General features: G+C 41.2%; 7 protein-coding genes and 1 pseudogene. 4 read left to right on the top strand and 4 right to left on the bottom strand.

The genetic code is table 11. The annotated features are described in order from the left end of the window. Positions 1-356 precede the first annotated feature (356 nt). The gene (locus tag NI466_RS08640; protein ID WP_026055785.1) at positions 357-917 is read left to right on the top strand and encodes a lecithin retinol acyltransferase family protein; all 561 of its coding nucleotides are present in this window, start codon (positions 357-359) and stop codon (positions 915-917) included. Between the two features lie 82 nt (positions 918-999). Here the strand turns inward: NI466_RS08640 and NI466_RS08645 are convergent, their stop codons facing one another. After that, the gene (locus tag NI466_RS08645; protein WP_253173346.1) at positions 1000-1911 is read right to left on the bottom strand and encodes a bestrophin family protein; all 912 of its coding nucleotides are present in this window, start codon (positions 1909-1911) and stop codon (positions 1000-1002) included. Between the two features lie 69 nt (positions 1912-1980). Next, positions 1981-3708 (bottom strand): glutamine--tRNA ligase/YqeY domain fusion protein, encoded by a 1728-nt coding sequence (locus tag NI466_RS08650; RefSeq protein WP_253173347.1) that lies wholly within the window; start codon positions 3706-3708, stop codon positions 1981-1983. A gap of 424 nt (positions 3709-4132) precedes the next feature. Between NI466_RS08650 and NI466_RS08655 the strand changes: the two genes are divergently transcribed. Together NI466_RS08655 and NI466_RS08660 are read left to right on the top strand one after the other, a co-directional pair. Continuing rightward, a complete protein-coding gene (locus NI466_RS08655) occupies positions 4133-4642 on the top strand; it encodes a peptidylprolyl isomerase (RefSeq protein WP_004279844.1) in 510 nt (169 codons plus the stop codon). Positions 4643-4752: 110 nt separating this feature from the next. Next, positions 4753-5472 carry a UDP-2,3-diacylglucosamine diphosphatase gene (locus NI466_RS08660; RefSeq protein ID WP_243474688.1) on the top strand — a complete coding sequence of 240 codons (720 nt, stop codon included), beginning with the start codon at positions 4753-4755 and terminating at the stop codon, positions 5470-5472. Between the two features lie 29 nt (positions 5473-5501). On the opposite strand, the gene NI466_RS08665 is transcribed toward NI466_RS08660, so the two are convergent. After that, complete coding sequence (locus NI466_RS08665) at positions 5502-5720, bottom strand: hypothetical protein (RefSeq protein ID WP_004279847.1); 219 nt, start codon at positions 5718-5720, stop codon at positions 5502-5504. A gap of 682 nt (positions 5721-6402) precedes the next feature. Continuing rightward, a complete protein-coding gene (hpaI, locus tag NI466_RS08670; protein WP_253137853.1) occupies positions 6403-7197 on the bottom strand; it encodes a 4-hydroxy-2-oxoheptanedioate aldolase in 795 nt (264 codons plus the stop codon). Positions 7198-7440: 243 nt separating this feature from the next. Here hpaI and NI466_RS08675 point away from each other — a divergent pair. Next, positions 7441-7740, top strand: a pseudogene (locus tag NI466_RS08675) (nitroreductase family protein); the annotation flags it as partial. Between the last annotated feature and the right edge of the window lie 73 nt (positions 7741-7813).

Raw genomic sequence — 7813 nt, forward strand, 5'->3', positions numbered from 1 at the left:
GCACTTGTTTAGTCAGGTGCTTTTTTATGCTTGAAAGTTTAGTTGAAGGGTTTGGTCTTCTCTATTTCACCATAGTTTATTAACTCCAACTTTAAAACTTCAGAGATCAGGCAGGAAAACTCTAAACAACTTATTTGATCCCCTTTGATTTGAAGAAATGTTAAGGCTTGCTTAGGCTATTTAAAACCTTTACCAGAAGAATATGTTCTAAATTCTGCTTTCTTTAAATCCCTTTAAATTTGGCTTAATAACTCTTCAATTCTGATCTGAAACTCAGGCAAGGCATCGATTAATTTAGCAAAACACAGTACACTTCCTATTAAACGACAATGCTTTTTAAATGGCTTAATTCTGATATGCAACAGACTAAACGGTTTCCCATAGGCGCACACCTTATGGTTAAACATTTCGGTTATACCCATCATGGGATTTACGCCGGACGTGGTCGTGTCATTCATTATTCCGGCTTTGCGCATTTATTCAAGAAACGCCCCATTGAAATCACCTCGATTGAAAAATTCAGTCATGGCAAACCGATTCATATGCAGCATTATGACTCAGCCAAATATAAAGGTCGTAAAGTGGTGCGCCGCATGCGGTCCAGAATGCATGAAAATAACTATCATTTGATTATTAATAATTGCGAACATTTGTGTACCTGGGCGATTACCGGTGTGGAAAGCAGCCCGCAAGTGATTTATATGATGAATCGTCTGACCACGATTGGTTATATCAGCTCGATGATGAGTTTTATGAACAGCATGTTCCTGACCCTGACCACGACCAGTTTCGCATTGGCGCTGTACATCAAGAAGAAACTCAGAGATAAAGCCAATTTACGTTTGCAACAATACCGTGAATTGCAAGATCAGGCTAAAACCAAAGTGTCAGACCTGACCAATCTTAAACATCGTTAATTTAAAGCTCAGCCTGCCGATGATTTTTTATTAGCAAGAAATTTTAAGTTCGTGTTTACATTTTGATGATATCGATAAGGAATCAGGTTAAATGGCCTTTTCTGGCTTGAATCGCTTCAGGCAGTGCTTTACCCAAAGAGCTTAAGGTTTCTCGCTCTACCAGTCGTACAATTGAATCTAGCGGCAGATCATTGTCTTGTAGACCAAAGGGTTCTTCCAGCTCCGCACTAAGCTCATCCAGCCCGAGTAGCATATAAGCAATCAATCCCACTAAAATTGGTGTCCACAGTCCCAAATTCGCCTGTAAACTGAAAGGCAGGATAAAGCAAAAAGAATAAACCGCACGATGTAATAGCACTGAATAAGAAAATGGTAATGGCGTTGACAAAATCCGGTCACAACCAGCCTGAATATCTCCCAAAGCTACAGTGTGCTGATTCAGGTTGTTATAAATAATATCGCTGATCTTGCCCTGCTGATACTGTTGCACCAGCTCTTTTTGCATCTGCTCCAGCACCCATTGCGAGGGATTGATTTGCATGGGCAATTGCTCAAATGACTTGGGTGCAAAACCGGTCGTGGCTTTATAAGCCTGAATGCTAGGCGTTTGCTGTCTCAGCCGATCACGTAATAGATGGGTAAACAGCATCATGCGATATAGCAAAACTTCACGGGTTGGCTCGTCCAAAACATGGCTGTCGCGGCATAAATGACGCGTGGTGGCAATCAGCGCGCCCCATAGCTTGCGCCCTTCCCACCAGCGATCATAGCAGGCCGTATTTCTAAAACTCAGAAAGATCGAGAGAATCACACCAAAAATGGTAAAACCAATTGCCGGGACGGCAGGAAGGCTCACGAAATGCGCCTGACTCAAATACACCAGCAAAGCGGAAATAAAAACCACCAAGATTAATGCTGGCAGCACCTTGGGCAGAATCGTTCCCTGCCAGGCAAACAGTAAACCCAAACTATTATTCTTATCACGCACAATCATGCAATTTTCCCTGTTGTATTGAAAAAGCCCAACCAGAGTTGGGCTTTTTACATTCTGACTTAAACCAGCTTATTTACCTGGTTTAAAGCTGTCCTTAAGATCCAGAATACGGTTAAATACCGGTTTTTCGCTGGAATGATCATATTGATCTGCCACGAAATAACCTTCACGCTCAAACTGGAAACGATCCTCCGGCTGAGCTTGCGCCAAAGCAGGCTCAATCACGGCTTGAACCACCTTCAATGATTCAGGGTTCAGGTTTGCCAAGAAGTCATCACCGACTTCTGGATCAGATTCAGTAAACAGACGGTCGTAAATACGCACTTCCGCAGGAACGCCTTTTGTCGCAGATACCCAGTGAATCACACCTTTGACCTTACGACCTTCAGGATTTTTACCCAAAGTTTCAGGATCAATCGAACATTTCAGTTCAACCACTTCGCCATTTTCATCTTTAATGACTTCGTCACATTTGATGACATAGGCATGACGTAAACGAACTTCACCGCCTGGAATCAGACGTTTAAAGCCTTTTGGTGGTTCTTCTTCAAAGTCTTTACGGTCAATATACAGCTCAGTCGTCAATGGAATAACGCGCTCGCCCATATCGACATTCGGATGACGTGAATGGGTCAGGTCCATATCGGCTGACAAGTTGGTTAAAGTCACTTTTAATGGATTTAACACAGCCATACCACGAGCGGCAGTATTTTCCAGAGACTGGCGAATACAATATTCCAGCATTGCTACATCGACAATACTGCCATCAACTTTTGATACACCGACACGTTGACAGAAATCACGCAGACCTTCAGGTGTGAAGCCACGACGACGCATACCCACTACAGTTGGCATACGTGGGTCATCCCAACCATTTACATGACCACCTTCAACCAGCTTACGCAATTTGCGTTTTGAGGTGATGGTATAGTCCACATTTAAACGGCTAGATTCGTACTGACGTGGCACTGATGGTGATTTAACTTTTGCCACTACCCAATCATAGAATGGACGATGATCCTGGAATTCCAAGGTACACAGTGAATGCGTAATGCCTTCAATTGCATCAGAAAGTGGATGCGCATAGTCATACATTGGATAAATTTTCCATTTATCGCCAGTCTGATGGTGTTCAGAATGCAAGATACGGTATAAAATTGGATCACGCATATGCACGTTCGGTGAAGTCATATCGATCTTGGCACGTAAAACCGCCTGACCTTCTGCATATTCACCGCTGCGCATTTTCTCAAAACGCTCCAGGTTTTCTGCAACCCTTGCATCGCGTTGTGGCGAGTTCTTGCCTGACTCAACGAAATTGCCACGGTTTAAACGGATCTCTTCAGGGCTTTGCAAATCCACATAGGCATCGCCCTGCTCAATCAGCTGAACTGCCCAGGTATAAAGTTGATCGAAATAGCTTGATGCATAACGCGGCTCGCCTTCCCACTGGAAACCCAGCCATTTCACATCATTGGCAATACCATCCACATATTCCTGCTCTTCGGCATCCGGGTTGGTATCGTCAAAACGCAGGTTACACACACCTTTAAATTCTTCAGCAATACCGAAGTTCAAGCAAATTGCTTTCACATGGCCAATATGTAAATAGCCATTCGGCTCAGGCGGAAAACGCGTCACCACCTGTTGAGTACGACCAGCGGCTAAATCATCAGTAATGACCTGACGTACAAAGTCCAAGCCTGGTTGTTGTTCTTGCTGCTGCACTGAATCGACTGCATTGTTCTTCTGGGTCGGGTTTTCGGGCAGAGATGTCACAACATCATTTGGCTTCATGATCAATCATTCACTTCTAAAGTTAAAAAGGGATTAACGAATATTTCATCGTACAAGTTGTACGTATATTCATTATCAAAGTTCCTTAGTTTAACTATAGGTGCTTAATCTCTCAACCGCTAACTACGGTATTTGATTTCAATTCACTCATTTTAAAAAGTGAAAATACAGCAAGCTGCCCAAAACTAAAATATCAATACTTTACGAAACTGGAAAATGATTCAATTTGTACCTAACCCGAAATATAACGCCCTGTCTGGCAGCAATTGAAATGCCTTGATAAATCAACGTATAAATAAGGTATTATTTTTATGCTTTTAACAAAGAAAATAATGTTTTTACTTGCCTTGTCGAATGTAGTTTGCTTATGCTTCACTCATTCAGAAAAAACCATGGCACTCGTCCATGATCAGGAGATTACACAATGAGTTTTCCTCAAGTCGAATTAAACACCAATAAAGGTCGTATTGTTCTAGAACTCAATGCTGAAAAAGCACCTAAAACCGTAGCTAACTTTTTAGAATACGTACGTGACGGTTTTTATGACGGCGTAATTTTCCACCGTGTTATTGATGGTTTCATGATCCAAGGCGGCGGCATGGATGAAAACTTCAAAGAAAAAGCAACACGTGATGCGATCGAAAACGAAGCAGACAATGGCTTGACCAATGACGAAGGTACGATTGCAATGGCACGTACTCAAGCACCGCACTCAGCTTCTGCTCAATTCTTCATTAACGTGAAAAACAACTCATTCCTTAACCACTCTGGCAAAACTGCTCAAGGTTGGGGTTATGCCGTATTTGGTAAAGTAGTTGAAGGTATGGACGTTGTGAACGAAATCAAAAATGTACGTACTGGCAACCGTGGCTACCACGCTGACGTTCCTCTAGAAAACGTAGTCATCGAATCTGCAAAAATCATTTCTGAATAAAAAACGTCCTCTCCGTTCTTTATGAGTTTTAAAGCGATGCTTTAAAACGGTGTAATGGAAAATCCCTCATATGAATGAGGGATCTAGAGAGGAATAAAAGGAAAAGATTCGTGACCTATCTGTTTATCTCAGATTTACATTTGTCACCTGATCACCCTCGACTTGTTCGGGGGTTTTTAGATTTATTAACTGAATATCAAAATCAAAATACCCAATTGTATATTCTGGGTGACTGGTTCAATGCCTGGATTGGTGATGACTATACCTCTCCATGGCTGGACGAAATTGTCACTGCATTAAAACAGTTTACTCAGGCTGGGAATCAGGTCTATTTTCAAGCCGGCAACCGGGATTTTGTCTTGGGAAGTAAATTTTTAGCTCGATTTGGCGGACAGCTTCTTCCCGAAATCGATCAGCTGATTATTGCCGGAACACGTTTTTGCCTGGAACATGGCGATGCACTATGCACCGATGATATTTCTTATCAGCGTTTTAAAAAAATTATTCGTCATCCCTGGCTACTGGGCTTCTTAAGAAAAACCCCGCTTTCATTTCGAACCAGACTGGCTAACCGCTTTCGTCAACAAAGCCATCAGGCACAACAGTTTAAAAGCTATGAAGTGATGGATGTCAACCCACATGCAGTTGAGCTGGCATTACAGGACGTAGATGTACTGATCCATGGTCATACACATCGCGCAGCTATTCATCAGTTAGCTAAGAAAAAAAGAATTGTACTGGGCGACTGGAAAGAAGACAGTGCTGAGATTCTGGAAATTCAGGAAGATCAAAATTTTGACACCCTGAAACTAAAAAAGTGGCGATATTAATCAGCCACTTTTTTACGATATTGATCTGCTTAACACAGACGATAAAGCTGGTTTACCCCAGTATAGAAACTTTTACCATCGAGATTGAACTGAAATTCCTCACCCGTTGGCAATTGAATCATTTTACCGACTTCAACCCAGATAAAACCGTCCATTGTATTTTGCTTACGCTTTAATGGAACCAGTTTCACGTTAATTTCATTGCCATCAGCGGCAGTGGCAATATGCCATTCATTGATTTTGATCAAAATATTTACTCACACGATATGAGCTTTTTGTGACTATATGGAGAGAGATTAATAACAACCTAGTTTACATAATAGTTCTATGGTTAGTAGATCTTATTTGAGTTCAAATACTTGAACTGAAAAGTACATCACAATCAGCTTAAAATAATAATAGAAGCAAGAACAGTACTTGCTTGAAGTGCAACCAGTGTAAGCTATTTATCTAGCAAAAGCAAAATTACATTGTAATGACAATAGAATGGGATTTTTAAGAACTTTTCTCATGCTTTGTTAATTTTTAGGCTTTTAACTCTTATTATCTAAAATTCATTTTAATGTTATTTCATTTATATTTATAAACAAAACCTGTCTTTAAATACTTGAAAATCAATATTAGAGACATGAAACTCAGTGCGAGGTACAACAAGTTCCACTCTCCTGTCTTTTGATAATTAAGGATTAAAAGAATAGCATTTAAGGCTGCAAACAGTACGTGAATCATAAAAGAGCTTGTTGCGCTCGTCTAGTTCTTTGCTGACGTTTATTCTTTAAGGTGTTCTGCTGTTCTTGTAAAAATTGTTCTACTTCTTGAAGGTTCATTATGATTTTCTTATAGTTGAATGAATAGCTCATCCCCCAACAATTTCTGGTTAAAAATAAACCAAATATCCAGTTAAGCTATTCATTCAGAATCTCTAGTTGATTAATAACCGCTAGTCGGATTATTCACATTGATATCCTTTTTATATTTCCCCAATAGATCACGCAAGGAATTCATCAAAACACTGGTATCTACGCCCACTGCTACAAACTCAGTGCCAAGTTCGATATATTTTAGCGTCACTTCATGCTGGGTTGACAAAATTCCTGCAGCTTTGCCTGCAGAACGAATCCGCTGGATTGCATCAATTACAGCTTTTTGTACTTCAGGATGATTCGGATCACCTTGATAACCCATAGTGGCAGATAGATCAACGGCGCCAATAAACACGCCATCAATCCCGTTGATCTGAAGAATAGCATCCAGATTTTCAAGTCCTGTGACCGATTCAATCTGGATTAATAAACAGATTTCTTCATGTGCCGTCTGATAATAATTTGGAATGCTGTTCCAGCGGGTGGCACGTGCCAGTGCAGCACCAACGCCACGAATTCCTTCAGGCGGATAACGGACTGCCCTGACCATGAGTTCGGCCTGTTCCACGGTTTCTACCATCGGAATCAACAACGTTTGTGCACCGATATCAAGGAGTTGCTTGATCAGTTGTACGCTACCAATGGGTGGTCGTACCACTGCTTGCGAGGGATAAGCAGCAATACTTTGCAGTTGCGACAAAGTCGTTCTCAAATCACTGGGTGCATGCTCACCATCAATCAGCAGCCAGTCATAACCTGCATTTGCCGCAATCTCGGTGCCATAGGCATCTGCCAATCCAATCCATAAGCCGATTTGCTGCTGGGTTTTCAGTTTGTGTTTAAAGTAATTGGTCACTTGCATCCGCTAACCTATTTGCATGTTGCTGGCGATGCCTCTTATTAAACGCTTCTCGCTTAAAAGTGCCAATAGACAAAAACTGGATTTTAATCTGATTTAACTCTAAGTTTTGCTTGAATCCAGCTCAAGATCATCTCAAAACAGGCTTTGCCTGATGCTTTTTTATTGTAATAATCAGGGGATGTGAAAAATGTATATATTTAAAACTTCTACTCGCTGTTTATTTAAAAAGATTGGAGCCCATTGATGGATTTACTCAAGATCACGCAGACCCGCTATACCACTAAAGCCTATGATCCTAGCAAGAAAATCCCGGCAGAACAGTTCGAGCGCTTATTAGAAATTTTGCGTCTGACACCCTCTTCAATCAATATTCAGCCTTGGCATTTTTTTATTGCCGATCATGATGCAGCCAAACAGCGCATTGCCAAAGCGTTGGTTGGTACTTATGCCTACAATGCACCCAAAGTTCTGGATTCATCCCATACCATTTTATTCTGCACCAAAGCCGATATTAATGAGTTGCATCTAGGGCGTGTCATCAATTAGCTTGAGGAAAACCGCCTTGTCCCCATTATACTTTTATGACTAAACGCTATGCATTAAAAGATGAGCAGTG

It is taken from the genome of Acinetobacter lwoffii (assembly GCF_024129595.1).
In the GTDB taxonomy this organism is placed as follows: domain Bacteria; phylum Pseudomonadota; class Gammaproteobacteria; order Pseudomonadales; family Moraxellaceae; genus Acinetobacter; species Acinetobacter lwoffii_O.